This is a genomic window from Candidatus Protofrankia datiscae (genome assembly GCF_000177615.2).
GTDB classification, from domain to species: domain Bacteria; phylum Actinomycetota; class Actinomycetes; order Frankiales; family Frankiaceae; genus Protofrankia; species Protofrankia coriariae.
In genome coordinates this window covers 4,270,664-4,295,893 of the sequence record NC_015656.1, presented here as the reverse complement: position 1 = coordinate 4,295,893, position 25,230 = coordinate 4,270,664, and the positions used below count along the sequence as shown (strand labels likewise).

General features: G+C 71.2%; 18 protein-coding genes and 2 pseudogenes. 19 read left to right on the top strand and 1 reads right to left on the bottom strand.

Going from position 1 to position 25,230, the window contains the following annotated elements:
• Positions 1-8: 8 nt before the first annotated feature.
• The 17 genes and pseudogenes from FSYMDG_RS30155 to FSYMDG_RS17880 all read left to right on the top strand — a co-directional run.
• A pseudogene (locus tag FSYMDG_RS30155) lies at positions 9-101 on the top strand (translation initiation factor IF-2 N-terminal domain-containing protein); the annotation flags it as partial.
• A gap of 312 nt (positions 102-413) precedes the next feature.
• Positions 414-3,161: pseudogene (gene infB / locus FSYMDG_RS17955) on the top strand (translation initiation factor IF-2); the annotation flags it as partial.
• Between the two features lie 32 nt (positions 3,162-3,193).
• Positions 3,194-3,553 (top strand): DUF503 domain-containing protein, encoded by a 360-nt coding sequence (locus tag FSYMDG_RS17950; RefSeq protein WP_013874800.1) that lies wholly within the window; start codon positions 3,194-3,196, stop codon positions 3,551-3,553.
• A complete protein-coding gene (gene rbfA, locus FSYMDG_RS17945) occupies positions 3,546-4,022 on the top strand; it encodes a 30S ribosome-binding factor RbfA (protein WP_013874799.1) in 477 nt (158 codons plus the stop codon). Before FSYMDG_RS17950 ends, rbfA begins: the two co-directional genes overlap by 8 nt.
• Before the next feature lie 16 nt (positions 4,023-4,038).
• Positions 4,039-5,130: a DHH family phosphoesterase gene (locus FSYMDG_RS17940; RefSeq protein WP_013874798.1), complete on the top strand. Its 1,092-nt coding sequence runs from the start codon at positions 4,039-4,041 to the stop codon at positions 5,128-5,130.
• Positions 5,130-6,098 (top strand): tRNA pseudouridine(55) synthase TruB, encoded by a 969-nt coding sequence (gene truB, locus FSYMDG_RS17935; RefSeq protein WP_013874797.1) that lies wholly within the window; start codon positions 5,130-5,132, stop codon positions 6,096-6,098. The genes FSYMDG_RS17940 and truB overlap by 1 nt, the downstream gene beginning before the upstream one ends.
• Before the next feature lie 2 nt (positions 6,099-6,100).
• Positions 6,101-7,045: a bifunctional riboflavin kinase/FAD synthetase gene (locus FSYMDG_RS17930; RefSeq protein WP_043603954.1), complete on the top strand. Its 945-nt coding sequence runs from the start codon at positions 6,101-6,103 to the stop codon at positions 7,043-7,045.
• 158 nt (positions 7,046-7,203) lie between these two features.
• Positions 7,204-7,473, top strand: a complete 270-nt coding sequence (gene rpsO, locus FSYMDG_RS17925) for a 30S ribosomal protein S15 (protein WP_013874795.1) — start codon at positions 7,204-7,206, stop codon at positions 7,471-7,473.
• Between the two features lie 214 nt (positions 7,474-7,687).
• A complete protein-coding gene (locus FSYMDG_RS17920) occupies positions 7,688-9,889 on the top strand; it encodes a polyribonucleotide nucleotidyltransferase (protein ID WP_013874794.1) in 2,202 nt (733 codons plus the stop codon).
• Positions 9,890-9,898: 9 nt separating this feature from the next.
• On the top strand, positions 9,899-11,212 hold the full coding sequence (locus FSYMDG_RS17915; protein WP_013874793.1) for a M16 family metallopeptidase: 1,314 nt from the start codon (positions 9,899-9,901) through the stop codon (positions 11,210-11,212).
• A complete protein-coding gene (dapB, locus tag FSYMDG_RS17910; RefSeq protein ID WP_013874792.1) occupies positions 11,209-11,994 on the top strand; it encodes a 4-hydroxy-tetrahydrodipicolinate reductase in 786 nt (261 codons plus the stop codon). Before FSYMDG_RS17915 ends, dapB begins: the two co-directional genes overlap by 4 nt.
• Positions 11,995-12,004: 10 nt before the next feature.
• On the top strand, positions 12,005-12,463 hold the full coding sequence (locus tag FSYMDG_RS17905; RefSeq protein ID WP_013874791.1) for a hypothetical protein: 459 nt from the start codon (positions 12,005-12,007) through the stop codon (positions 12,461-12,463).
• An 18-nt stretch (positions 12,464-12,481) separates the two neighbouring features.
• Entirely contained in the window at positions 12,482-14,188 is a 1,707-nt protein-coding gene (locus FSYMDG_RS17900) for an Hsp70 family protein (protein ID WP_013874790.1), read from the top strand.
• 219 nt (positions 14,189-14,407) lie between these two features.
• Complete coding sequence (locus tag FSYMDG_RS17895; protein WP_013874789.1) at positions 14,408-16,309, top strand: hypothetical protein; 1,902 nt, start codon at positions 14,408-14,410, stop codon at positions 16,307-16,309.
• 186 nt (positions 16,310-16,495) lie between these two features.
• A complete protein-coding gene (gene thyX, locus FSYMDG_RS17890) occupies positions 16,496-17,224 on the top strand; it encodes an FAD-dependent thymidylate synthase (RefSeq protein ID WP_043606977.1) in 729 nt (242 codons plus the stop codon).
• A gap of 10 nt (positions 17,225-17,234) precedes the next feature.
• Positions 17,235-19,631, top strand: a complete 2,397-nt coding sequence (locus FSYMDG_RS17885; RefSeq protein ID WP_013874787.1) for a phosphoketolase family protein — start codon at positions 17,235-17,237, stop codon at positions 19,629-19,631.
• Between the two features lie 13 nt (positions 19,632-19,644).
• Positions 19,645-20,751, top strand: coding sequence for an acetate/propionate family kinase (locus tag FSYMDG_RS17880; RefSeq protein ID WP_013874786.1), 1,107 nt, complete (start codon positions 19,645-19,647; stop codon positions 20,749-20,751).
• Here FSYMDG_RS17880 and FSYMDG_RS17875 read toward each other — a convergent pair.
• Positions 20,645-21,622 (bottom strand): DUF222 domain-containing protein, encoded by a 978-nt coding sequence (locus FSYMDG_RS17875; RefSeq protein ID WP_013874785.1) that lies wholly within the window; start codon positions 21,620-21,622, stop codon positions 20,645-20,647. The two genes, FSYMDG_RS17880 and FSYMDG_RS17875, sit on opposite strands and share 107 nt — an antisense overlap.
• A 789-nt stretch (positions 21,623-22,411) precedes the next feature.
• On the opposite strand from FSYMDG_RS17875, the gene dapA reads away from it, so the two are divergent.
• Complete coding sequence (gene dapA / locus FSYMDG_RS17870) at positions 22,412-23,341, top strand: 4-hydroxy-tetrahydrodipicolinate synthase (protein ID WP_013874784.1); 930 nt, start codon at positions 22,412-22,414, stop codon at positions 23,339-23,341.
• A complete protein-coding gene (locus FSYMDG_RS17865) occupies positions 23,338-25,023 on the top strand; it encodes a ribonuclease J (RefSeq protein ID WP_013874783.1) in 1,686 nt (561 codons plus the stop codon). Before dapA ends, FSYMDG_RS17865 begins: the two co-directional genes overlap by 4 nt.
• Positions 25,024-25,230 lie beyond the last annotated feature (207 nt).

Sequence of the window (25,230 nt, the reverse complement as noted above, 5' to 3'; positions counted from 1 at the left end):
GGAGCACCGTGGCAGGAAAGGCCCGCGTACATGAGCTCGCCAAGGAGCTCGGCGTCGACAGCAAGACCGTGCTTGCCAAACTGAAGGATCTCGGCGAGTTCGTGAAATCGGCATCATCCACAGTCGAGGCACCGGTCGTCCGCAAGCTCAAGGAGTCGTTCCCCTCCGAGAGCGCCGGCGCGCAGCGGCCCGCCGCGCGCGGCGGCGCCTCGGGCAACGGCGCCCGGCCGGTACCCGGTGCCCGTCCCGGGCCGGTACCGCCCCGCCCGGGCCCGCGGGTACCCGGCCGTCCGGGCGCACCGGGCGCACCGGGCGCACCAGCCCGTCAGCAGGGCCCCGGGGCCCCGGCCGCGCCCGCCGGCCAGACACCGTCAGGCCCGGTCGCCCCACCGCGTCCGGACACGTCGCCGACACCGCACGCCGCCGCGGCCCGCGGGGCCAGCCCGGTTCCCGCGGCGGGTGCCCCGCCGGCCGCGCAGCACACGCGGCCCCGCCCGGGCCCCACTGCGCCCTCCCGGCCGGGCTCCGCGGGCGGCGCGCACGACGCGCCCGCGCAGACCCCGCCGAACACGGGCCCGGCGGCGCAGACCCCGCCGGTGAAGAACGCCCCGGCCTCGGGGCCGTCGGTGAAGAACTCTGGCTCGCGGCCCACGCCCGGCCCGCGTCCCGGCCCCCGGCCAGCCGGTCCTGGTAACAACCCGTACACGACATCGGGCTCGCAGTCACGGCCGCAGTCGCCGGCTTCCGGCGCCTCCGGTGGTACGCCGGCCGCGCCATCGCACCGTCCAGGCGCCGGCGGGCGTCCCGGTGGCCCACGTCCGGGCGGCGCGGGTGGCCCGCGTCCCGGCCCGCGGCCGTCGCCCGGCCAGATACCGCCGCGTCCGGGTGGTACCGGTGGCCCGCGGCCGTCGCCCGGCCAGATGCCGCCGCGTCCCGGCGGTACCGGTGGCCCGCGGCCCAATCCGAGCATGTTCCCCTCCCGCCCCGCCGGGGGCGGGGGGCCGCGCCCCGGTGGCGGTGGCGGCGGTGGCCGTCCGGCTCCCGGTGGTGGTGGCGGCGGACGACCCGGCGGCGGGCGTCCGGGCGGTGGCGGCGGCTTCGCCGGTCGCGGCGCGCCTGGCCGTCCGGCCGGCGCCGGGGCCGGCGGGGGCGCGGGTGCCCCCGGGCGTCCCGGTGGCGGTGGTCCTGGCGGTCGTCCCACCTCCGGGGGGCGCGGCCGCGGTGGCACCACGGCCGGCGCGTTCGGTCCCGGTGGCCGTGGCCGCCCGGGGCGTCAGCGCAAGTCCAAGCGCGCGAAGCGGCAGGAATGGGAGAGCGGGCTGGAAGCCCCCCGCATGGGGGCGATGGTCCCGCGTGGCAACGGGCAGGTCATCAGACTGCCCCGGGGCGCCTCCCTGGCCGACTTCGCGGACAAGATCGACGCCAACCAGGGCGCGCTCGTCCAGGTCGTGTTCACCCAGCTCGGCGAGATGGTGACCGCGACGCAGTCGTGCACGGACGAGACCCTGCAGCTGCTCGGCGTGACGCTCGGGTACGAGGTGCAGATCGTCAGCCCCGAGGACGAGGACAAGGAGCTGCTGGAGAGCTTCGACCTGTCCTTCGGCGGTGCCTACGGCGACGAGGTCGAGCTGCGGCCGCGGCCGCCGGTCGTGACAGTCATGGGCCACGTCGACCACGGCAAGACGAAGCTGCTCGACGCGATCAGGCAGACGGACGTCGTCAGCGGCGAGGCCGGTGGGATCACCCAGCACATCGGGGCCTACCAGGTCCGGGCGAAGGTCGACGGCGAAGAGCGGAAGATCACCTTCATTGACACCCCTGGTCATGAGGCGTTCACCGCGATGCGTGCCCGTGGTGCGCAGGTGACCGACATCGTGGTGCTGGTGGTCGCCGCCGACGACGGTGTCAAGCCGCAGACGATCGAGGCGCTCAACCACGCCCAGGCCGCCGACGTGCCCATCGTCGTCGCCGTCAACAAGATCGACAAGGAGGGGGCGGACCCGCAGAAGGTACGCGGGCAGCTCACCGAGTACGGGCTGGTCGCCGAGGAGTACGGCGGTGACGCCATGTTCGTCGACGTCTCCGCCCGCAACCGCACCAACATCGACGGGCTGCTCGAGGCGGTCATCCTCACCGCCGACGCGGCGCTGGACATGCGTGCCCCGACCGACGTCGAGGCCCAGGGCGTGGCGATCGAAGGCCGGCTGGACCGCGGCCGCGGCCCGGTGGCCACCGTCCTCGTCCAGCGCGGAACGCTGCGGGTCGGGGACTCGATCGTCGCCGGCGAGGCGTTCGGCCGTGTCCGGGCGATGCTCGACGAGCACGGTGACCCGGTGACCGAGGCCGGCCCGGCCCGTCCTGTCCAGGTGCTCGGGTTCACCAGCGTCCCGGACGCCGGCGACAACTTCCTGGTCGTTCCGGAGGACCGGGTCGCCCGCCAGATCGCCGAGCGGCGGCAGGCGCGCGAACGCAACGCCGAGCTCGCGCTCAGCCGTGGCCGCCCGACCCTGGAGACGATCCTGGAGCGGATGAAGGAGGGCGAGAAGACCCAGCTCAACCTCATCCTCAAGGGCGACGTGTCCGGTTCGGTCGAGACGGTCGAGGACTCGCTCCTCAAGATCGATATCGGCGACGAGGTCTCGTTGCGGATCATCGGACGCGGCGTCGGTGCGATCACCGAGAACGACGTGAACCTGGCCAGCGCGTCCGACGCGGTCATCCTCGGCTTCAACGTCCGCGCCGAGGGCAAGGCGCGGGAGCTCGCCGAGCGCGAGCGCGTCGACGTCCGCTACTACTCGGTCATCTACCAGGCGATCGAGGACATCGAGAACGCGCTCAAGGGCATGCTCAAGCCGGTCTACGAGGAGATCCAGCTCGGGACCGCCGAAGTCCGCGAGGTGTTCCGGGTGCCGCGGATCGGCAACGTCGCCGGCTGCCTCGTACGCTCCGGGCTCATCCGCCGCAACGCCAGGGCACGCCTGGTCCGCGACGGTGTCGTCGTCGCGGACAACCTCACGGTCGAGTCGCTCAAGCGGTTCAAGGACGACGCGACCGAGGTCCGGGAGGGCTACGAGTGTGGTGTGGGGCTCGGCTCGTTCAACGACATCAAGGTCGATGACGTGATCGAGACCTTCGAGCAGCGGGAGGTTCCCCGTTCCTGAGGAGCTTCCCAGGCAGCCTTGAGGACACGGCTATGTGGACGGGAACGGCGGTGTTCGACCTTCTCCTCGGCGACATCCGCTCGCTGAAGGAGAAACGGTCGATGGTCCGACCGGTGGTGGCGGAGCTCCGCCGCAGGCATGCGGTGAGTGCGGCGGAGACCGGCCATCACGATCTGCACCGTCGGGCGCAGGTCGCCGTGGCCGTGGTGGCCGCGGATCGGGCCCACTGCGCCGAGGTCGTCGAGGCCTGTGAGCGTCTGGTTGCACAGCGTCCCGAACTGGAGCTGCTTTCGGCGCGAGTACGGTATTTCTCCGACGAGGACAACTCCTCCGACAAGGACGACTCCTCCGACGAGGATGCGGTGACGGTGACGGGAGGAAGCCATGGCTGACCCTGCTCGGGCCCGCCGGCTCGCGGTACGTATCCGTGAAGTGGTTGCGGCCGCGCTGGAACGCCAGGTGAAGGACCCGCGACTGGGCATGGTCACCGTGACCGACGCCCGGGTGACGCCGGACCTGACCGAGGCCACCGTCTTCTACACCGTCTACGGCGACGACGCGGACCGGGCGGACTCGGCCCGCGCGCTGGAGTCGGCCAAGGGCCTGCTGCGCAGCCAGGTCGGCCGGCAGACCGGAGTCAAGGTCACCCCGACCCTGACCTTCGTCCACGACCGGCTGCCGGAGGACGCCCGCCACCTCGAGGAACTGATCAGCACTGCCCGGAAGCGGGACGCGAGCCTGGCCGGCGTGCGGGATGGCGCCCGACCGGCCGGTGAGGCCGACCCGTACCGTAAGCCCCGTGGGGATGACGACGAGCCCGCTGGGGGCATGATGTCTGATGAGGGCCTGATGGGGACATGATGGGGGTCGAGCTGCGATGACCGACGTGACGAGCCTCGCGGACCTGTCCCTGCTACCGGTACCCGAGGCCGGGGACGCGACGGCTCGGACGCAGGCGGAGTCCGGGGACGCGGTCGGCGAGCAACGAAACCGCGCGGTCGAGGCGATCCTGTCCGCCGTCCAGGGCGGCGAGAGCATTCTGCTGGTGGCGCACGTCGACCCGGACGGGGACAGCCTCGGATCGGCGATCGCGCTCGGGCTGGCCCTGCGCACGCTCGGCAGCCGGGCGTCGGTGTCGTTCGACAGTGACCCGTTCGTGGTGCCGCGTTCCCTGACCTTCCTGCCCGGCCAGGACCTCCTCGTCCCGCCGGCGCTGGTCCCGGCGACCCCGGATCTGGTGGTGACGCTGGACGCCGGCAGCCTCGGCCGGCTCGGGGCCTTGGGGCGGGTCGCCACCCGGGCCCGCCGGATGGTCGTGATCGACCATCACGCCTCGAACACCCGGTTCGGGGACATCAACGTCATCGACGCCGATGCCGCGTCCACCAGCGTAATGATCACCGATGTCATCGACGCGCTCGGTGTGGAGCTCGACCACGACCTGGCCGTGGCGATCTACACCGGTCTGGTGACCGACACCGGATCGTTCCGCTACGCCGCGACGACGCCGGTTGTCCACCAGCTGGCCGCCCGGCTGCTGGCCACCGGCATCCGCCACGACCTGATCACCCGGACGGTGTGGGACACCCACCGGTTCGGCTACCTGCGGCTGCTCGGCGAACTGCTCGGCCGGGCCCGCCTGGAGCCCGAACACGACCTGGTCTGGACGTGGTGCGCGTTCCCGGACCTCACCCGCGCCGGGCTCACCCTGGACGAGATCGAAGGGGTGATCGACATCGTGCGGGCCACCGCCGAGGCCGAGGTGGCGGTCGTCTGCAAGCAGGGCGCCGACGAGGTCTGGCGGGTGTCGGTACGTTCCAAGGGCGCTGTCGACGTCGGCGCGGTGTGCACCGAACTCGGTGGCGGCGGCCACCGCTTCGCCGCCGGGCTGACCTCGTCGAACCCTCTTGAGCAGACACTGGACAGCCTGCGCGACGCGCTGGTGCGAGCACCCCGGCTGCCCGTCTGATGGGTGCTGCCACCGTCCCGGGCGGGGCGGGAGGCCCGGTCGCGGAGGGCCCGGTCGTGGAGGGTCTGGTCGTGGTCGACAAGCCGTCGGGGTGGACCTCACACGACGTGGTCGCCCGCTCCCGCCGGATACTGCGCACCCGCCGGATCGGCCATGCGGGCACGCTCGACCCGATGGCCACCGGCGTGCTGGTGCTCGGGGTGGGCCGGGGCACCCGGCTGCTCGGGCACCTCGCCCTGACGAACAAGGTCTACGAGGCGACGGTACGGCTCGGCGTCTCGACTACCACCGACGACGCCGAGGGCGAGGTGCTCACCGTCGCGGACGACGCCGTCGCCCAGGCGGTGGCCGCCGACCAGCCGCGCCTGGCCGCCGCCATGGCGGCGCTCACCGGTGAGATCGACCAGGTCCCGTCCGCGGTCAGCGCGGTGAAGGTCGACGGGATGCGAGCCTACGCCCGGGTGCGCGCCGGGCAGGACGTCGTCCTGGCAGCGCGCCGGGTGACGGTGAGCCGGTTCGACCTGCTGGCCCACCGCGGCACGGATCTCGACGTGGCCGTGGCCTGCTCCAGCGGCACCTACGTGCGGGCGCTGGCCCGCGACCTCGGCGCGGCGCTGGGCTGCGGCGCCCACCTCACCGCCCTGCGGCGGACGTCGGTGGGCCCGTTCGGCCTTGCCGGGGCGGTCACGCTCGACGCCCTCGCCGAGCGGGGGGCAGCCGCGCTGCGTCCGCTGGCCGACGCTGTCGGTACGCTCTTCCCCCGTCGCCAGGTCGACGCCGACGAAGCATGTGCGATATCTCATGGCCGCCGGCTGCCGCCGTTCGGCGTGCCCGACCTCTACGGTGTCTTCGGCCCTGCTGGTGAGCTGCTCGCCCTGGCTCGGGACACCGCGGGGGCCGGCCGGCCGTTGGTGGTTTTCACGCCGCCTTCCACCCCTGGGCCCGCGGAGATCCCGATAGGCTTTTGAACGTGCAGTGGTGGCGTGAAGTGCGCAATACGCCGGACGACTGGCCCGGCGGTGTCGTGACGATCGGTTTTTTCGACGGCGTCCACCGCGGCCACCAGCAGATCATCACGCGTGCGGTCGAGCGGGGGCGCCAGGCCGGCGAGCCGGTGCTGGTGCTGACCTTCGATCCGCATCCGGCGGAGGTCATCAGTCCAGGCAGTCACCCACCGTTGCTGACCACTCCCGATTTCAAGATTGAACTGCTGGGTCGTCTGGGTGTCGACGCCGTGTGCGTACACTCGTTCACGCCCGAGTTCAGTCTGGTGTCGGCGGCGGACTTCGTCCACGACATGTTGCGGCCCCGGCTGCGGCCGAGCGTGGTGGTGGTGGGTGAGAACTTCACCTACGGCCACCGGGCGGAGGGGAACCTGGAGAGCCTGCGCCGCGCAGGCGAGACGGAGGGCTTCGCGGTGGAGGGCGTCCGGCTCGTGCGCGAGGACGACCATGTGCTCTCTTCCACCCATATCCGGGCTCGTATCGCCGAAGGTGACGTGGCGACGGCGGCACGTGCGCTCGGCCGTGACCATCGGATCGAGGGGATCGTGGTGCACGGTGACGCGCGCGGGCGGACCATCGGATATCCGACAGCGAACCTGCTCACCACCCGGTACGCGGCGATACCGGCGGACGGTGTCTACGCCGGGTACGTGCTGCGCGCCGCCGAGCGTTGTCCGGCGGCGATCTCGATCGGGACGAACCCCACGTTCGACGGTGCAGACCGCCGGGTCGAGGCGTACCTGCTCGACTTCGAGGGCGATCTCTACGGCGCCCAGCTGGCGTTCGAGTTCACCGAGCGGCTGCGTCCGACCCTGCGTTTCGACTCCGTGGGCGACCTGATCACCCAGATGGCCGCCGACGTGACCGCCACCCGCAAGATCACGGCGGCCGCGGGCCCGGGGCACCGGTAGCCGCGGGACGCCGGTGGCCGCGGGACGCCGACAGACGCAGGTCGGGCAGTACCCGCTGGGTTGGTAAGCTTCGACACCAGACGAGCGCGGTGTGTCCGTCAGTCCGGGTGGGGAAGACCCCGGGCGCGCATCCCGCCCGGTGACGAAAGAGGTTTCGCGTGCCGCTCGCGAGCGATGTCAAGCAGCAGATCCTGTCCGAGTACGCCACGGTCGAACGGGACACCGGCTCCCCCGAGGTGCAGGTGGCGATGCTCACCCGACGGATCAGCGACCTGACCGAGCACCTGAAGGTGCACAAGCACGACCACCACAGCCGTCGGGGCCTGCTGCTGCTGGTCGGGCGCAGGCGGCGGCTGTTGAACTACCTCGCCAAGACCGACATCAACCGGTACCGGTCGCTGATCGAGCGGCTCGGGCTGCGGCGGTAACGGCGGAGGCGGGGATAGCGATGGGGAAGCGATGTCGTATGTGAGGCGATGTCGCTTCCATTGATCTGACCGGGTCCGTGACGGTGCGAGCTGTCGGTCCTCGGTGGTGGTGTCCGGGTGGTGGGCCGTACGAGGTGGTCGTACGGCGAACCCGGAGGCTTCGACTGAGCGCCGGCCTCCTCGGCAAGACGGACCCGGCCGATGTGGAGGAGAAATGGTGCCAGTAGAAGACCAGACGATCTCGGCCGAGGCAGTCATCGACAACGGTGCCGCCGGCCAGCGGACCGTTCGTTTCGAGACGGGCCGGCTGGCCCGCCAGGCGGCCGGCTCGGCCGTCGCCTACCTGGGCGACACGATGGTGCTGTCCGCGACGACGGTCAGCAAGCAGCCCAAGGAGCAGCTCGACTTCTTCCCGCTGACGGTGGACGTCGAGGAGCGGATGTACGCCGCCGGGCGTATTCCCGGCTCGTTCTTCCGGCGGGAGGGGCGTCCCAGCGAGGACGCGATCCTGACCTGCCGCCTGATCGACCGCCCGTTGCGGCCGTCGTTCGTCAAGGGCCTGCGCAACGAGATCCAGATCGTGGCGACGGTGCTCGCCCTCGACCCGGACACGCTCTACGACGTGGTCGCGATCAACGCCGCCAGCGCGTCCACGACACTGGCCGGGCTGCCGTTCTCAGGCCCGATCGGGGCCACCCGGGTCGGCTACGTGGACGGGACCTGGATCGCCTTCCCGACCCACGCGGAGCTGGAGCGGGCCACCTTCGACATGGTCGTGGCCGGCCGCGTCCTCGACGACGGCTCCGACGTCGCGATCATGATGGTCGAGGCGGAGGCCACCGCGCACACGATCCCGCTGCTCGCCGCGGGCTCGCCCGCGCCGACCGAGGACGTCGTGGCCGCGGGCCTGGAGGCGGCCAAGCCCGCCATCCGGGAGCTGTGCCGGGCCCAGCGCGGACTGGCCGAGCGGGCGGCCAAGCCCACCCGCGACTTCCCGCTGTTCATCGACTACCACGACGACGTGCTGGAAGCGCTGTCGATAGCTGTCGGCGACGAGCTGGCCGCGGCCCTGCGCATCGCAGGCAAGCAGGAGCGGGAGGCCGAGCTCGACCGGGTCCGCCTGCTGGCCGCGGAGAAGGTCGTGGGCCAGTTCGAGGGCCGGGAGAAGGAGATCGGGGCGGCCTACCGCGCCCTGACCAAGAAGCTGGTGCGCCAGCGCATCGTCGCCGACGGCGTCCGCATCGACGGGCGCGGGGTCACCGAGATCCGCGAGCTGGCGGCGGAGGTCGACTTCATCCCCCGGGTGCACGGCTCCGCCCTGTTCGAGCGGGGCGAGACCCAGATCCTCGGCGTGACCACCCTGGCCATGCTGCGGATGGAGCAGACGGTCGACACGCTCAATCCCGACCGCACCAAGCGCTACATGCACAACTACAACTTCCCGCCGTACTCCACCGGGGAGACCGGTCGGGTGGGCTCGCCGAAGCGGCGTGAGATCGGCCATGGCGCGCTGGCCGAGCGGGCGCTGCTGCCGGTGCTGCCCAGCCGGGAGGAGTTCCCGTACGCGATCCGGCAGGTCTCCGAGGCGCTGGGCTCCAACGGGTCGACCAGTATGGGATCGGTCTGCGCGAGCACGTTGTCGTTACTGAATGCCGGTGTCCCGCTCAAGGCCGCCGTCGCCGGGATCGCGATGGGGCTCATCCGCGAGGGTGACCAGTTCGTCACGCTCACCGACATCCTCGGTGCCGAGGACGCCTACGGCGACATGGACTTCAAGGTCGCCGGGACGCGGGAGTTCGTCACGGCCCTCCAGCTCGACACGAAGCTGGACGGCATTCCCGCCACCGTCCTCGCCGGCGCGCTCCAGCAGGCCAGGGCCGCGCGGCTGGCGATCCTCGACGTCATGGCCGAGGCCATCGACGGGCCGGACGAGATGTCCACCCACGCGCCACGGGTCATCTCCGTCAAGATCCCGGTGGACAAGATCGGTGAGGTCATCGGCCCGAAGGGCAAGATGATCAATCAGATCCAGGCGGACAGCGGGGCCGAGATCACCGTCGAGGACGACGGCACCATCTACATCGGCGCGCAGGACGGCGTCTCCGCCGAGAGCGCCCGTTCGGCGATCAACGCGATCGCCAACCCGCAGCTCCCCGAGGTCGGGGAACGCTACCTGGGCACGATCGTCAAGATCACGATCTTCGGCGCGTTCGTCTCACTGACCCCGGGCAAGGACGGGCTCCTCCACATCAGCAAGCTCAAGCAGCTTTCCGGAGGGAAGCGGGTGGAGAAGGTGGAAGAGGTGGTACAGGTCGGCCAGAAGCTCCAGGTCGAGATCACCGACATCGACAGCCGCGGGAAGATCAGCCTGAGTCCCGTGGTCGAGGACGCCGACGGCGTCCCGGTCGGGGCCTGACCGCCGCCAGTGACCGACACGGCTGTCATCGGGGCGGGCGAGGAACTACTGTCCGGCGCGGTCCGGCGGGTGGTGCTGCCCGGTGGGCTGCGGGTGCTGACCGAGAAGGTCCCCGGGGTCCGCTCGGTCGCGATCGGGATCTGGGTCGGGGTGGGCTCTCGCGACGAGAGCCCACTGACGGCAGGCTGCTCGCACTACCTCGAGCACCTGCTGTTCAAGGGCACCCCCTCCCGGGACGCGCTCACGATCAGCGCGGCGATCGAGGCGGTCGGCGGTGAGCTCAACGCCTTCACGACCAAGGAGTACACCTGCTACTACGTGCGGGTGCTCGACAACGACCTCACCGACGCGGTCGAGGTGCTCAGCGACATGGTGTCCCACTCGCTGATCGCAGCCGACGACGTCGAGGCCGAACGCGGCGTGATCCTCGAGGAGATCGCCATGCACGACGACGACCCGAGCGACGTCGTGCACGACGTGTTCTCCGCGGCGCTGCTCGGCGACACCGAACTGGGCCGCCCGGTGCTGGGAACGACCGAGTCCATCGAGAACCTTGAGCGCGACACCATCGCCGAGTACTACCGCTCCCGGTACGCCCTGTCGGACATGGTGGTCGCGATCGCCGGCAACATCGACCACGAGCGGACGCTCGCACTCGTCGCCTCGGCCTTCGCCGACCGGCTGGGCGGGCCGGGCGCCCCGGCGGCGGCGCGCGGCGGTTCCTACGCCTACCCCGACGCCGCGGGCGTGGTGGTCACCCGGCGTCCCACCGAGCAGGCGCACGTCGTGCTCGGCACCGTCGGGATGTCACGCCAGGACGACCGCCGGTTCGCCCTGGGGATCATGTCCTCGGCCCTCGGCGGGGGGATGAGCTCCCGACTGTTCCAGGAGGTCCGGGAGAAGCGCGGGCTGGCCTACTCCGTCTACTCGTTCGCCTCCCACTTCGCCGACGCCGGGCTGTTCGGCGTGTATGCGGGATGCGCGCCCCGGCGGGCCGACGACGTGCTCGCCCTCTGCCGCGAGCAGCTCGAGCTGGTGGCGACGGTGGGCATCACCGACGAGGAGTTGGCCCGGGCCAAGGGCCAGAGCCGGGGCTCACTGGTGCTGGGCCTGGAGGACACCGGTTCGCGGATGAGCCGGATCGGCAAGAGCGAACTCGTCCACGGCGAGCTGCTCTCCGTCGACGAGATACTCGCCCGGGTGGACGCGGTCACCGGCGACGACGTCCGGGCCGTCGCCGCCGAGCTGCTCACCCGTCCGCTGGCCCTGGGCGTGATCGGCCCGTTCGACGATCACGACTTCGCGCGTGTGGTCGCGGCATGACCGCCGTTTCCCCCGCCGCTGCCGCCCCCGTTGTCCCCGACCGCCTGAGGGTCGGTGTGCTCGGCGCCCGGGGCCGGATGGGCTCGACGGTCCGCGCCGCCGTCGAGGCCGCTGACGATCTTTCTCTGGTCGCCGCGATCGACGCCGGGGACGAGCGCGACGCCCTGCGCGCCGCCCAGGTCGTCATCGACTTCACCCGCCCCGACGCCGTCATGGACAACCTGCGCTGGTGCGTCGACGCCGGCCTGCACGTCGTCGTGGGCACCTCCGGGTTTGACGCGCAGCGGCTGGCCACCGTGCGCGGCTGGCTCGCCGACACCCCCGGGGTCGGGGTGCTGGTGGCCCCGAACTTCGGGATCGCGGCGGTGCTCATGATCCATTTTGCCGCTCAGGCGGCTCGCTTCTTCGAGTCCGTGGAGATCATCGAGTTGCACCATCCGGGCAAGCTCGACGCCCCCAGCGGGACGGCCGCCCACACCGCGGAGGCGATCGCGCAGGCCCGGGCCAAGGCCGGGCTGGACCCGGCGGGCCCGGACGCCACCTCGTCCGCGCTGGCCGGGGCGCGCGGCGCGCGGGTCGGCGGGGGGCCCGTCCACAGCATCCGGCTGTCCGGGCTCGTCGCGCACCAGGAGGTGCTCTTCGGCGGCGCCGGAGAGACGCTGACCCTGCGTCACGACTCGTTGGACCGAACCTCCTTCATGCCGGGTGTGCTGCTCGGCGTGCGGCGCACGCCCGGGCGGCCCGGCCTGACCGTGGGCCTCGAGGCCCTGCTCGAACTGTGAGGCCGCAGCGGTGAAAGCCCGTCAGGTAGTGGTCGTGCTGGTCGTCGCGGCGGTGTTCTACCTCGCTCTGATCGGCTGGCGGGGTGTCCAACTGCTCACCGAGGACAGCTGGGCCGCGCGTGGGATGGGCGTGGGCGTCCTGCTGCTGCCCGTGGTGGGCGCGGCCGTCATCGTCCGGGAGCTGCAGTTCGGCCGGGCCGCCGAACGCCTGGGCCGCCTGCTGTCAGCGGAATCGGTCAGTTCCGCCGATGCCGCGACGCGGCTGCCGCGACGCCCCTCCGGCCGGATCGACCGTGCCGCCGCCGACGTGCTCTTCGAGACCCGGCGGGCCGAGACCGAAGCCGCCCCCCGGGACTGGCGGGCCTGGTACCGGCTCGCGGCGGCTTACGGTGACGCTGGGGACACCCGTCGGGGACGCCGTGCGATGCGCTACGCAATAGCTCTCGAACGTGCCGATTCCGCCGCGTGATCTCGATACGTTTCGGACATGAGCGCGGGCGTCGTCTACGGAATCGATCTCGGAACCACGTACAGCTGTGTTGCCCGGGTGGACCGGTCGGGGGAGCCGGAGGTGGTTCCGCTCTCCGACGGCGCCACCACGCTGCCGAGCGTCGTGCTGTTCGTCGGGCCGGACGACTACGTCACCGGTGAGCCCGCCCGCCGCCTCGCCCGCGCCCGTGCCGACGACGTGTGCGCACTGGTCAAACGCCGGATGGGCGACGGTGACTGGCGTTTCGTCAGCTCCGGCCGGGCCTGGTCGGCGCCGGCGGTCAGCAGCCTCATCCTGCGGGCGCTGGTCAGTGACGTGGCCTTCGCCGCCGGCGAGTCGGTCCGTGACGTCGTCATCACCGTCCCGGCCTACTTCGGTGACGAGGAGCGTTGCGCAACAGTGCTCGCCGGGCAGTACGCCGGCCTGACGGTCGTGGACGTCATCAACGAGCCGACCGCCGCCGCGCTGTCCTACGGCTTCGCCCGGTTCAATGCCGACCCCCCCGACACGGGCCCCGGCGGGCGGGAGGAACACGAGGATGTCGCGCTCGTCTACGACCTCGGCGGCGGCACCTTCGACGTGACCGTCGTCGAGCTCGCAGACCGCCGGGTCTCGGTGGTCGCGGTCGACGGCGATCACCAGCTCGGCGGGGCCGACTGGGACGAGAAGATCGCGCTGCACCTGTCCCGGCGGGTCCTCGACGCCCATCCCGACGCCGAGGACCCGCTCGACGACTCCGAGGCCGCCCAGGCGCTGCTGCTGGCGGCCGAACAGGCCAAGCGCGAGCTCAGCGACCGGACGCGGACAACGGTCCGGGTGGAACACGACGGGCACGCGCTGACGGTGCCGTTCTCCCGGGACGACCTGGAGCGGCTGACCGCCGGCCTGCTGGAGCGGACCGTGACGCTGGCCCGCTCCGTCCTGGCCGCGGCCCGGGCCCGCGGGGTCACCCGGCTGGACCGGGCGCTGCTCGTCGGCGGATCGTCCAGGATGCCGGCGGTGGCCCGCCGGCTGGCCGCCGAACTCGGCGTACCGGTGGAGCTGCGCGACCCCGACCTCGCGGTCGCCAAGGGCGCGGCCCTCTACGGGGAGAAGAAGGCCATCGAGCGGCTGGTGCTGGCCGACCTGGTGTCCCGGGGGCAGATCCTCGACGGGGCCCAGCCCGACACCGCCGCGCCCGAGGATCTCGCCGCTGCCTGCCGGCGCCTGGCGGAGGCGTTCGGGCTGACCGCCGAGCGGGTCCGCCGCACCGTCGAGGTGCAGGTGGTCAACGTGGTCTCCCGCGGGTTCGGCGTGCTCGCGCTCGACCGTTTCGGCGAACGTTCCGCGGTGTTCCTCGTCCACCGCAACGACCGGCTGCCGATAGCGGTCAGGCGTAGTTTCGGCACCGTTCGTGACGACCAGGATGTTGTCACGGTTCACGTGGTGGAACAGGGCGGTGGTGTCGAGTCGACCCGGGTCGACGACGTTAAGATCATCGCACAGGCGGACATAACCGGGATCCCCCCGGGCTTCCCGGCCGGGACGCCCATCGAGATCACCTTCCGGATGGGCTTCGACGGCATCCTGGAGGTGACCGCGCTGCACGAGGGGCTGGTCGATCGTCCCCTGACCGTGCGGGTGGAGACCAGTGCGGCGCTCAGCCAGGCCGACGTCGCCCGGGAACGGGACGCGGTGGCCCGGTTGCGCCGTCGGGAGGGCTGAAGGAGCGGGCGTGGAGGAATTCCAGCCTAACGACTACCGCAAGCGGGTCCTCGCCGCCGTCCAGGCCCGTGGTGGGGTCGGGCAGTCCGACCCCTTCGAGCTGTACGACATCCCGCTGGCGGAGGTCGACCGGCTCACCGACGCCGACGTCGCCGCCCGCGTCGGCCAGGTGTGGGCCTTCTGGCAGAAGTCCCGGGACCATCCAAGTACCGGGGCCTGGTGCTCGCGCTGCTGGCCGCGCACGACCAGGTCGGCCAGGAACTGCTCGACGCGCGGCGCCGCGGCCTGCTCGCCGAGCGGGTCCGCCGCGAGCGTGACGACCGGGACGGGCAGCGCTTCGCCGACCTCGACGCCGCCGTGGCCCGGCTGGTGCAGCGCTTCGGCGGCCTGCCCGAGGACAAGCTCGCCGGCCTGCGGCAGCTCGCCGCCGAGCGCGGCATCGACGCCGACGCCTTCGCCCTGCGGGTGCGCCGGTACAAGGTGCTGCCCGCCGGGACGCCGGCGCGTCCCGACCGTCCCGCCGTCGACCCCGACCTGTTCCGGCAGGTACGCGCCGACCTCGACGAGCTCGGCCGGCTGTCCGGGGAGACCCCGCCGACGAGCCTGCTCACCCTGCTCGGCCTGCCGCCCGGCGCCGAACGGGACGAGATCCGCCAGGCCCGGGACGAGTTCGCCGCCCGCAACCGCGAACGCCGTCCGGACCGCCGCCGCGCACTCGTGGACGACCTGCTGGCCGCGGTCACCGCCCTGCTCGTCGACGCCGACCCGGCGCTGTACCTGGACGCCCTGGCAGCCGACGTGACCGCCCGACTGCGGCCGGCGGTGGCCGCGGCGGTGCTGGTCGAGGACGCCCTCACCCCGCGGCACTACACGAACTTCCTCACCGAGGCCGAGGAGCACGGCCTCGACCGGGGTCGAGCCGAGGCGGTACTCGCCGAGCTCGCCCGCGAACACGGCGTCGACGTGCCGGACGTCCCCGTCCGGGCCCGGCCAACCCGGCTGGCCCGGCCAAGCCAGCCGCTCCGGCCAGCCCAACGGCCCCAGCAGTCCCGAACCGCGCCGTCCCGGGCCACGCAGTGGCTGGAGCCGCTGGCCAGGGCCCGGGCCGCGCTGCGGGCGGGCCGTCCGGTCGAGGCCCACGAGCAGGTCGCCGAGGCCCGGGAACGGGCCGGGGAGCTGCTGCCCGCGATCCGGGCCGTCGCCGACGAGGTCGAGCAGGTGATCCGCGAGGCCGGGTCGCGGTGGCGGCAGGTCGAGGCTGCGGTGTCCGGCCGTAACCTGCGGACCGCCGCCCGGCTGCTCGACGAACTCGCCCGCGACGCCGCTGACGTGCCCGGCCGGGACGGGCGCAGCGTCGCCGAGGAGATCGCGACTGTCCGTGAGCAGCTCGCGCGCGCCGACGAGATGGTCGCCGCCGCCGGCCGCAGCCACGGCGCGCAGCGGGAGAGCCTGCTGCTGGAGGCGCTGGAGATCGTCGCCGACCATCAGGCCGCCCGCGACGCCCTTGCCGTCACCGGGGTGGCGCCACCGACGCGGGTACGGGCCCGGCGTGCCGGCCGGGCCGTGGTGGTCACCTGGCAGCCGTCGCCGTCGGCGGGCACTATCAGGTACCGCGTGCTGCGGATCGGGCCGGACGGAGCCTCCCGCGCGGTCGGTGTCACCCAGGTCACCAGCATCGAGGACGGCGGGGTCGGCCCGGACACGCCGATCCCGGCCTACGAGGTGCTCGCCGGCCGGTCCGGGCTGTGGTCCGCCCCCGCCCGCTCAGACGCGGCCCAGCTCGCTTCCGATCCCGTGTCCGTCGTCCTGACCGCCGCGGACCGCCTCGCGCCCGCGACCGATCTGCACCTCGCCGGCGACCTGCTGCGCTGGACCTGGCCGCCGGGATGCACCGAGATGATGGTCGTCTGGCGCGCCGACGCGCCGGCCCACACGGCGGACGACCCGGCGGCGCATCGCCGTAAGGTCACCAACGCCAGGTATGACGTGGATGGCGGCGTCCCGGTACCGGCCGAACGGCCGCTGCACCTGGCGGTGTTCGGCTGCGTGCGCGACGGCGGGCGGCTGCTGGTCGCCAGCGTCTGCCCGCCGTCGGCCCGCCTGTGGGCGGCCGGGGGTTGACGGGGGGCGGGAAACCCCCGACCGCCAGGGACGATCGACTGGGGGATGACCGTCGATCCTGGTCTATCACGGTCCGGCGCCGTCCAGAATCATCGCGGTGCGTTACTGTTACCGAGACGGCGGGTCGGTGCCATAGGTTGCCATAGGTCCGGTCCGGGCTAGATGGCCGCAGGTTACGGTATGGGCATGCGCGTCCAGATCATTGCTCAGACGCAGTTTGTCCCACCGGACGACGTCGACTGGAGCACCGATGCCGACGGTGGCCAGGCACTGGCGGAGTTCGCCGGCCGGGCCTGTTACCAGAGCTGGTCGAAACCGAACCCCGCCACGGCCACGAACGCCGGCTACCTGCGCCACATTCTCGACGTCGGGCACCTGTCCGTGCTCGAGCACGCGACGGTGAGTGTGTACATCACCGGGGTCTCCCGGAGCCTGACCCACGAGCTGGTGCGCCACCGGCACTTCTCCTACAGTCAGCTTTCCCAGCGTTACGTACCGGAGCGGGACGCCGCCGTGATCGAGCCGGACGTCATCGCTGAGGACCCACGGTTGCACGAACTGTTCACCGAGGCCACCGCCGCCTCGCTGGAGGCCTACGGCAAGCTCCTCGAGGGGCTGGAGAAGCGGTTCGCCGACGTGGCGACACCGACCTCCCGGCGCAAGCTCGCCCGGCAGGCCGCCCGGTCGGTGCTGCCCAACGCCACCGAGACCCGGATCGTGGTGACCGGGAACTACCGGGCCTGGCGTCACTTCATCGCGATGCGGGCGAGCGAGGCGGCCGACGTCGAGATCCGCGCCCTGGCGGTGGCGGTGCTGCGTGAGCTCCAGCGGCTCGCGCCGAATGTCTTCGGCGACTTCCAGGTGACCGCTCTGGACGACGGAACCGAGGTTGCGGCGAGCCCGCTCGCCGACTGAGGTGGGATGCATGCCGCTGTCACCAGGACCGCTGTCACCGGACGAGCTGCGGCGCATCCACGCCTACTGGCGCGCGGCGAACTACCTGTCGGTCGGTCAGATCTACCTGCTCGACAACCCCCTGCTGCGGGAGTCCCTGCGGGCCGAGCACGTCAAGCCCCGTCTGCTCGGCCACTGGGGCACCACACCGGGACTCAACCTGATCTACGCGCACATGAACCGCGTGATCAGGGCGAACGACCTGAACGCGATCTACGTCATCGGCCCGGGTCACGGTGGCCCCGGCATCGTCGCGAACGCCTACCTGGAGGGCACGTACTCCGAGGTCTATCCCTCCATCACCCGGGACGCCGCCGGGCTGCGCAGGCTGTTCCGCCAGTTCTCCTTCCCCGGCGGCATCCCCAGCCACGTGGCGCCGGAGATCCCCGGCTCGATCCACGAGGGCGGGGAACTCGGCTACGCCCTCACCCATGCCTTCGGCGCCGCGTTCGACAATCCTGACCTGCTGGTCTGCGCGGTCGTCGGGGACGGGGAGGCCGAGACCGGCCCGCTGGCGGCGAGCTGGCACTCGAACAAGTTCCTCGATCCGGTCCGTGACGGCGCGGTGCTGCCGATCCTCCACCTGAACGGCTACAAGATCGCTCAGCCGACCGTGCTCGCGCGCATCCCGCAGGCCGAGCTCGACCAGCTGATGCGCGGCTACGGCTACCAGCCGTTCCACGTTACCGGGGACGATCCCGAGCGGGTCCATCAGCGCTTCGCCGCCGTCATGGACACCGTCGTCGCCGAGATCGCCCGGATTCAGCGGCAGGCGCGAGCGCACGGCGACCCGTCCCGCCCGCCGTGGCCCATGATCGTCCTTCGTACCCCGAAGGGCTGGACCGGCCCGAGCGTCGTCGACGGCGCACAGGTCGAGGGCACGTGGCGATCCCATCAGGTGCCGGTCGCGCAGATCCACGACAACCCCGAGCACCTGGCGGAGCTGGAGCGGTGGCTGCACAGCTACCGGCCCGAGGAGCTCTTCGACGCCGACGGCCGCCTGGTCGCCGAGCTCACCGGCCTCGCGCCGTCGGGCAACCGGCGGATGAGCGCGAACCCGCATGCCAACGGCGGCGAGCTGCTGCGTGACCTCGCCCTGCCCGACTTCCGTGACTACGCCGTGGAGGTCGCCAACCCGGCCACGACGTTCAGTGAGGCGACAAGGGTCCTCGGCGGTTTCCTGCGGGACGTGATGACGGCGAACCCGACGACGTTCCGGGTCATGGGCCCGGACGAGACCGTCTCCAACCGTCTCGGCGCGCTGTTCCAGACGACGTCCCGGGCCTGGAACGCGCAGATCGTCGACGGCGACGACGACCTGGCGCCGGACGGCCGGGTCATGGAGGTGCTCTCGGAGCATCTGTGCCAGGGCTGGCTGGAGGGGTATCTCCTCACCGGCCGGCACGGGTTCTTCTCCTGCTACGAGGCGTTCATCCACATCGTCGACTCGATGGTGAACCAGCACGCGAAGTGGTTGAAGACGACCCGCCACATCCCGTGGCGGCGTCCGATCGCGTCGCTGAACTACCTGCTCACCAGCCATGTCTGGCGGCAGGACCACAACGGCTTCTCCCATCAGGACCCGGGCTTCATCGACCATGTGGTCAACAAGAAGGCGGAGATAATCCGGGTGTACCTCCCGCCGGACGCGAACACGTTGCTGTCCGTCGCCGACCACTGCCTGCGCAGCCGGCACTACATCAACGTCATCGTGGCGGGCAAGCAGCCGGCGCTGAACTACCTGCCGATGGACGCGGCGATCGCCCACTGCACCCGGGGCATCGGTATCTGGGACTGGGCCAGCAACGACCACGGACCCGCCAGCCGCTCCGAGCACGCAGCAGCCGACGGCATGCCCGACGTGGTCATGGCCTGCGCCGGCGACATCCCGACCCTGGAGACCCTGGCCGCGGTCGACATCCTGCGGCGCCACTTCCCTGACCTGAAGGTGCGCGTCGTCAACATCGTCGATCTGATGTGCCTCCAGCCTGACAGCGAGCACCCACACGGGATCTCCAACGCCCGTTTCGACGCGCTGTTCACCGCCGACCGACCGGTGATCTTCGCTTACCATGGCTACCCGTGGCTGATCCACAGGCTGACCTACCGGCGGACCAACCACACCAACATCCATGTCCGCGGCTACATCGAGGAGGGCACGACCACCACGCCGTTCGACATGGTGATGATGAACAACCTCGACCGGTTCCACCTGGTGATCGACGTGATCGACCGGGTGCCGTCGCTGGGTGCGCGCGCCGCACACGTCTGGCAGGACATGGTGGACGCCCGGATCGCGGCCCGCACGTACACCCGCGACTTCGGCACGGACATGCCCGAGATCTCCAACTGGACCTGGCCCTACTAGACGGCCCAGCAGCATGAACATCCTCGTGGTCAACGCCGGTTCGTCCAGCCTGAAACTGCGTCTCCTCGAGCCGGGGGACGCTCTGCTGGCCGCGGTCGACCTTCGCGCGCGGGAAGGCAGACCGAACCCGGACGAGGTCACCGCCGCGATCACGGACCTGGCTCGGCTCGGCGAGCTCGGCGCGGTCGGGCACCGGATCGTGCACGGCGGAACAGAGTTCACCGACCCGGTGGTCGTCACCGACCGGGTGGTCAAGGAGCTACGCTCGCTCGCCGTACTGGCCCCCCTGCACCAGCCGGCGGCGCTGGCCGCGCTGGCCGAGGTACGGACCGCGGCACCCGGCATCACCCAGGTCGCCTGCTTCGACACCTCCTTCCATGCCCGGATACCACTGGCCGCGGCCACCTACGCGGTTCCGGCTGACTGGCGGGACCGTCTCGGCGTGCGCCGCTACGGCTTCCACGGGTTGTCCCACGCGTACGCGTCCCGCCGGGCGGCTGCGCTGACCGGCGGGCGGCGGGTGGTGACCTGCCATCTGGGCTCGGGCGCGTCGCTGGCAGCCGTCCGCGACGGCGTCAGCATCGACACCACCATGGGGTTCACCCCGCTGGAGGGGCTGGTCATGGCGACCCGTTCCGGCACGATCGACCCGGGCCTGCTGCTGTGGCTGCAGACGTCGGCCGGCCTGTCCGCCGACGAGCTCACCGAGACGTTGTTCCACCGCTCGGGCCTGGCCGCCCTGGCCGGCACCCCGGACATGCGTACGGTCGTCAACCGCGCCGTCACCGGTGAGGCCGCATCCTCCTTGGCGCTGGCGGTGTACCTCCACCGACTGCGTGCGCAGATCGCCGCGATGGCGGCGGCTCTCGGCGGGCTGGACACGCTGGTCTTCACCGGTAGGGTGGGGGAGCGCTCCGCGACAGTACGGGCTGGCGCCACGGACGGGCTGGGTTTTCTCGGTGTGGGCATCGACCCGGCGCGTAACGTCGCTCATGCAGACGGCGATCATGACATCACCGCTGCCGGCTCGCCGGCCCGGACGCTCGTTGTCGAGGCCCGCGAGGACCTGGAGATCGCCCGGAGTGTCCGCGTGTGCCTTGCCGGGCAGTTCCCGCGTTGAGGAGCGCGGTGACCGACTCCTGGAGGCGCAGTGGTTCCCCGGCCCACCGCCCGGCGTTCGGGATGGCGACACCTGCGTCGCAGGCGAGCCGACGAACGGTTTCCGGATGTACCGCGACACCCGGTTCGACGTCGCTGCGGGACTGGTGCTCACGGTCGCCGTCGGTGAGCAGATTCGCGTTGATATGGACGTTCACGGTGTAGCGGGCGGGGTCGGCCAGCGTAGGTGCCCTGCTGGTGAGGAAATCGCAGGCGACCGCGGTGAGAGCGTCGGCGTTCGTGGCCCGGTCCCGAGGCATGTCAGGCGCGTGGCCGGCGTGGGCCGCGTCGAGGGCCTTGACGAACAGGGCGCCATCCTCGGGGGTCAGTCGGGCATGGATGATCAGGCTGCCGTCGTCGTCCCACTGCCACGAGCAGGACCGGCGAGTGTGTCGGTCGATCACCTGACCCAGCCCGTCACGGCCACGCAGACGACCGTACGCGGCGACGAGCCGGTCAAGCTGACTGGCCGTGGCATGTTCGGCCTGACGGACCCATTCGGCCTCGCTGTCGACGTCGGCGACCCGACTGATGGCGCGGACCTTGGCGTAGGACAACCGACCGCTCGCGAAGGCGTCGCGCAGTGCGGGGAGCTGTTCGAGAGCGTGCCCGACGCGGAGGTGCTCATAGCCGGTGCGCAGGCTGGTCCCGCACTTCCACGACAGCCAGTGTGCGCAGGAGCGGATCCCCGCCCCTGCCCAGCCCTCGCGGCGGTCGAACGCGGCCAGTGCCAACAGCCAGGCGCACATCGCGGCTGAGATCCGTCCGGCCCAGGCGCAGATTTCCGCTTCAAGCTGGTGGAGGGGGGCATGCTCCACATCGATATCGAACATAGGTTCGATGCTAGACCCATATTGTCTGGCCTGCAAGGAAATGTCTGTTCTGTACAGAGTTGTGAAGTGGGGTCGGCGGGGCCGAAGCCCGAGGCGGTCACGTCCAGGCGCGGGGTCGAAGGTCGGGTTCGCGCCCCGGGGTGCCGTGGGGCCTTCGGCAGGGGAATGATCCTTCAGGAAGGAGGGGTGCGTTCCGCGGAACACGGTCGAGACGACAGTGACGGCGACGGCTGCGACAGGTGGTTGTGGCAGTCGGGTGAGAGGCAGTGCGGGCGGAAGCCGGTGACAGCCAGGCGGCGGACGCGGTGGAGGCCCGGCTGCGTTCGGCTGGCGCGTGCTGTCGCGGCTGGCGGGCGTTGCTGGACACTGCTGCGTCTGTCGGCTGCTGGCTCTGTTGGCGGAGTAGACTGATCGCTCGCAGGCACGGACCGGCCGGCCCGGGAATGGGCTGATGAGGAAACGGGCCAGCGAGGAACAGGATGGTCACCATGCCGAAGAACCAGGGTCGAGGGGTGGCCGTCCGCTCCTGGCGTCCCGGTGGTCCGCGACGCCTCGTCCGGCTTGGCCGGAACATGTCGCGAGCATCCGGCGCCCCGGGGTCGGGCGCGCCGTCGGAGCGCCGTCGCCAGGATGCCGGTCGCGCTGGGTAGCAGCTATCGTCGAAGCTTCCTGGCCGTCGTCGGCATTCCGGCCGTCTCATGTGTGGCGGACTCATGTGCGTCCGAGGTGCCGTCACGTGCCGTGCCGGGTGTTGCCCGACAAGGCACCATGAGAACTAAGGTGACCGGCATGTCAGTGTTGTCCCGAGCGCCCTTCGGTCGCATGATTACAGCAATGATCACTCCGTTCACCGCGGACGGTGAACTTGATCTTAAAGGTGCTGCGGCACTCGCGGAGTATCTGGTGGACGTCGGCAACGACGGTCTGGTTGTCAACGGGACGACAGGGGAATCGCCGACCACCTCGGACGCGGAAAAAGAAGAGCTGCTCAGGACGGTGGTGGAGGCCGTCGGCACCCGGGCGAAGGTGATTGCCGGTGTGGGCACCAACGACACCCGGCACACGGTGGAACTGGCCGTGGCGGCGCAGAAGGCCGGCGCGTACGGGCTGCTGGTGGTCAGCCCTTATTACAGCAAGCCTCCACAGGCCGGGCTTGCGGCGCACTTCCGTACGGTCGCGGACGCTACTGGTCTACCTGTCATGATCTATGATATACCTGGCCGTACCGGTGTGCCGGTGGCAACGGATACGCTGGTACATCTGGCTGACCATCCACGGATCGTGGCTGTCAAGGATGCCAAGGGCGATCTTGGCGCGTCGTCGTGGGTCCTTGCCCGAACAGAACTTGCATACTACTCCGGTACGGACATTCTCAACCTCCCGCTCCTGGCGGTGGGGGCCGTGGGGGTCGTAAGCGTCGTCGGGCATGTCGCCACCGTCCGGATCCGTTCGATGATCGATGCTTTCGACGCAGGTGACGCCGTTCGTGCCCGTTCACTACACCTGAGTCTGCTTCCGGCGTACGAGGGCATGTTCAGGAACCAAGGTGTGATCATGACAAAAGCTGCTCTTCACATAGCTGGGCTGCCCGCTGGGGGAGTCCGGCCGCCGCTGGTGGATGCCACCGAGCAGGAACGCGAGCGACTCAGGGCCGACCTGGCCGCGGCCGGAATCGACCTGTCCGCGGACGTGGCCACGGCGACGGCGGGTTCCGCGTGAGCCATCCCCACCCCGGGCTGGGAACACCGCCACCGCTTCCGCCGGACGGGCTGCGCATCGTCGCGCTCGGGGGTCTCGGCGAGATCGGGCGCAACATGACCGTGTTCGAGTTCGACGGCCGGCTGCTCGTCGTCGACTGCGGAGTGCTCTTCCCCGAGAGTGACCAGCCCGGCGTCGACCTCATTCTCCCCGACTTCACCGCCATCCGGGACAGGTTGGACGCCATCGAGGCGGTCGTGCTCACCCACGCACACGAGGACCACATCGGCGCCATCCCCTACCTGCTGCGCGAACGTGCCGACATCCCGCTGGTCGGCTCCCGGCTGACGCTCGCGCTGACCGTGGCCAAGCTCGCCGAGCACCGCATCACCCCGGTCACCGTCGAGGTGCGGGAGGGGCAGGTCCACAGTTTCGGCCCATTCGGCTGTGAGTTCTTCGCGGTCAACCATTCCATCCCGGACGCCATGGCTGTCGCGATCCGCACGCCGGCCGGTCTGGTGCTGCACACCGGCGACTTCAAGATGGACCAGCTTCCCCTCGACGGCAGGCTGACCGATCTGGGCGGCTTCGCCCGGCTCGGCCGGGAGGGTGTCGACCTTCTGCTGTCCGACTCCACCAACGCCGAGGTGCCAGGCTTCGTGACCTCGGAGCGGGAGATCGCTCCCGTCCTCGACGGTGTGTTCCGGGGAGCGAACAAGAGAATCATCGTCGCCTGTTTCGCCAGTCATGTGCACCGTGTGCAGCAGGTTCTTGACGCGGCGGAGGCGCATGGTCGCTCGGTGTGCTTCGTGGGACGCTCGATGGTGCGCAACATGGGGGTGGCCCGTGACCTGGGGCTGCTGCGGGTCGCGCCGGGCCTCATGGTCGACATGCGTGACATCGCCTCGCTGCCCGATCGCAACGTCTGCCTGGTCTCGACCGGTTCCCAGGGCGAGCCGTTGTCGGCCCTGTCCCGGATGGCCAACCGTGACCATGCGATCCGGATCGAGGCCGGCGACACGGTCGTGCTCGCCTCCAGTCTGATCCCGGGGAACGAGAACGCGGTCCATCGGGTGATCAATGGGCTGACCCGCTGGGGGGCGAAGGTCGTCCACAAGGGCGTGGCCAAGGTGCACACATCCGGGCACGCGCCGGCCGGCGAGCTCCTGTACGTCCTCAACGCCACCCGCCCGTCCAACGTCATGCCGGTACACGGCGAGTGGCGTCATCTGCGTGCGCACGGCGCGCTCGCCGAGGCGACCGGTGTGCCCGCGGACAGGATCGTGCTCGCCGACGACGGCATGGTCGTCGACCTGGTCGACGGGCAGGCGAACATCACCGGCGTCGTCCCGTGCGGCTACGTCTACGTCGACGGGCTCGCCGTCGGCGATGTCGGCGAGTCGAGCCTGAAGGACCGTCGCATCCTGGGCGATGATGGCTTCATCACGATCACGGTTGTGGTCGACGCCGCGTCGGGGAAGGTCGTGGGCGGCCCCGAGCTGTCGGCCCGGGGGTTCTCCGACGCCCGCGAGGCATTCGAGCAGGTACGCGGCCTGGTGTCCGAGGCGTTGGCCGAGTCGATGCGTTCTGGCATGGTGGATGTCGCCGCGTTGCAGCAGCTGGTGCGCCGCACGGTCGGACGCTGGGTGAGTGACACCTACCGGCGCCGTCCGATGATCGTGCCGGTGGTTGTCGAGGTCTGAGGCGACGCGCCCGGAAGGTCGGGGTTGCCGGATGTCGCGGCCGGAGACCGGTACCGTCCTGGAGTGGCCACACGGGCGAGTGGTACGCGGACGCGTGCCCAGAGCGGGAGGTCTCCCTCCCGCTCGGCGCCTGCGCGGCGTCCACCGGCTGCGGGCAAGGCGTCGAGCGGAAAGCCGACAGCGAGCAGGCCCCGGCCGAAGGCCAGC

Bases quoted from the DNA above. Each gene is read 5' to 3' on its own strand.
- FSYMDG_RS17950 (WP_013874800.1), top strand. From the start codon at position 3,194: ATGTGGACGGGAACGGCGGTGTTCGACCTTCTCCTCGGCGACATCCGC.
- dapB (WP_013874792.1), top strand. From the start codon at position 11,209: ATGACCGCCGTTTCCCCCGCCGCTGCCGCCCCCGTTGTCCCCGACCGC.
- FSYMDG_RS17880 (WP_013874786.1), top strand. From the start codon at position 19,645: ATGAACATCCTCGTGGTCAACGCCGGTTCGTCCAGCCTGAAACTGCGT.
- FSYMDG_RS17900 (WP_013874790.1), top strand. From the start codon at position 12,482: ATGAGCGCGGGCGTCGTCTACGGAATCGATCTCGGAACCACGTACAGC.
- thyX (WP_043606977.1), top strand. From the start codon at position 16,496: ATGCGCGTCCAGATCATTGCTCAGACGCAGTTTGTCCCACCGGACGAC.
- FSYMDG_RS17920 (WP_013874794.1), top strand. From the start codon at position 7,688: ATGGTGCCAGTAGAAGACCAGACGATCTCGGCCGAGGCAGTCATCGAC.
- rbfA (WP_013874799.1), top strand. From the start codon at position 3,546: ATGGCTGACCCTGCTCGGGCCCGCCGGCTCGCGGTACGTATCCGTGAA.
- truB (WP_013874797.1), top strand. From the start codon at position 5,130: ATGGGTGCTGCCACCGTCCCGGGCGGGGCGGGAGGCCCGGTCGCGGAG.
- FSYMDG_RS17940 (WP_013874798.1), top strand. From the start codon at position 4,039: ATGACCGACGTGACGAGCCTCGCGGACCTGTCCCTGCTACCGGTACCC.
- dapA (WP_013874784.1), top strand. From the start codon at position 22,412: ATGTCAGTGTTGTCCCGAGCGCCCTTCGGTCGCATGATTACAGCAATG.
- FSYMDG_RS17875 (WP_013874785.1), bottom strand. From the start codon at position 21,622: ATGTTCGATATCGATGTGGAGCATGCCCCCCTCCACCAGCTTGAAGCG.
- FSYMDG_RS17885 (WP_013874787.1), top strand. From the start codon at position 17,235: ATGCCGCTGTCACCAGGACCGCTGTCACCGGACGAGCTGCGGCGCATC.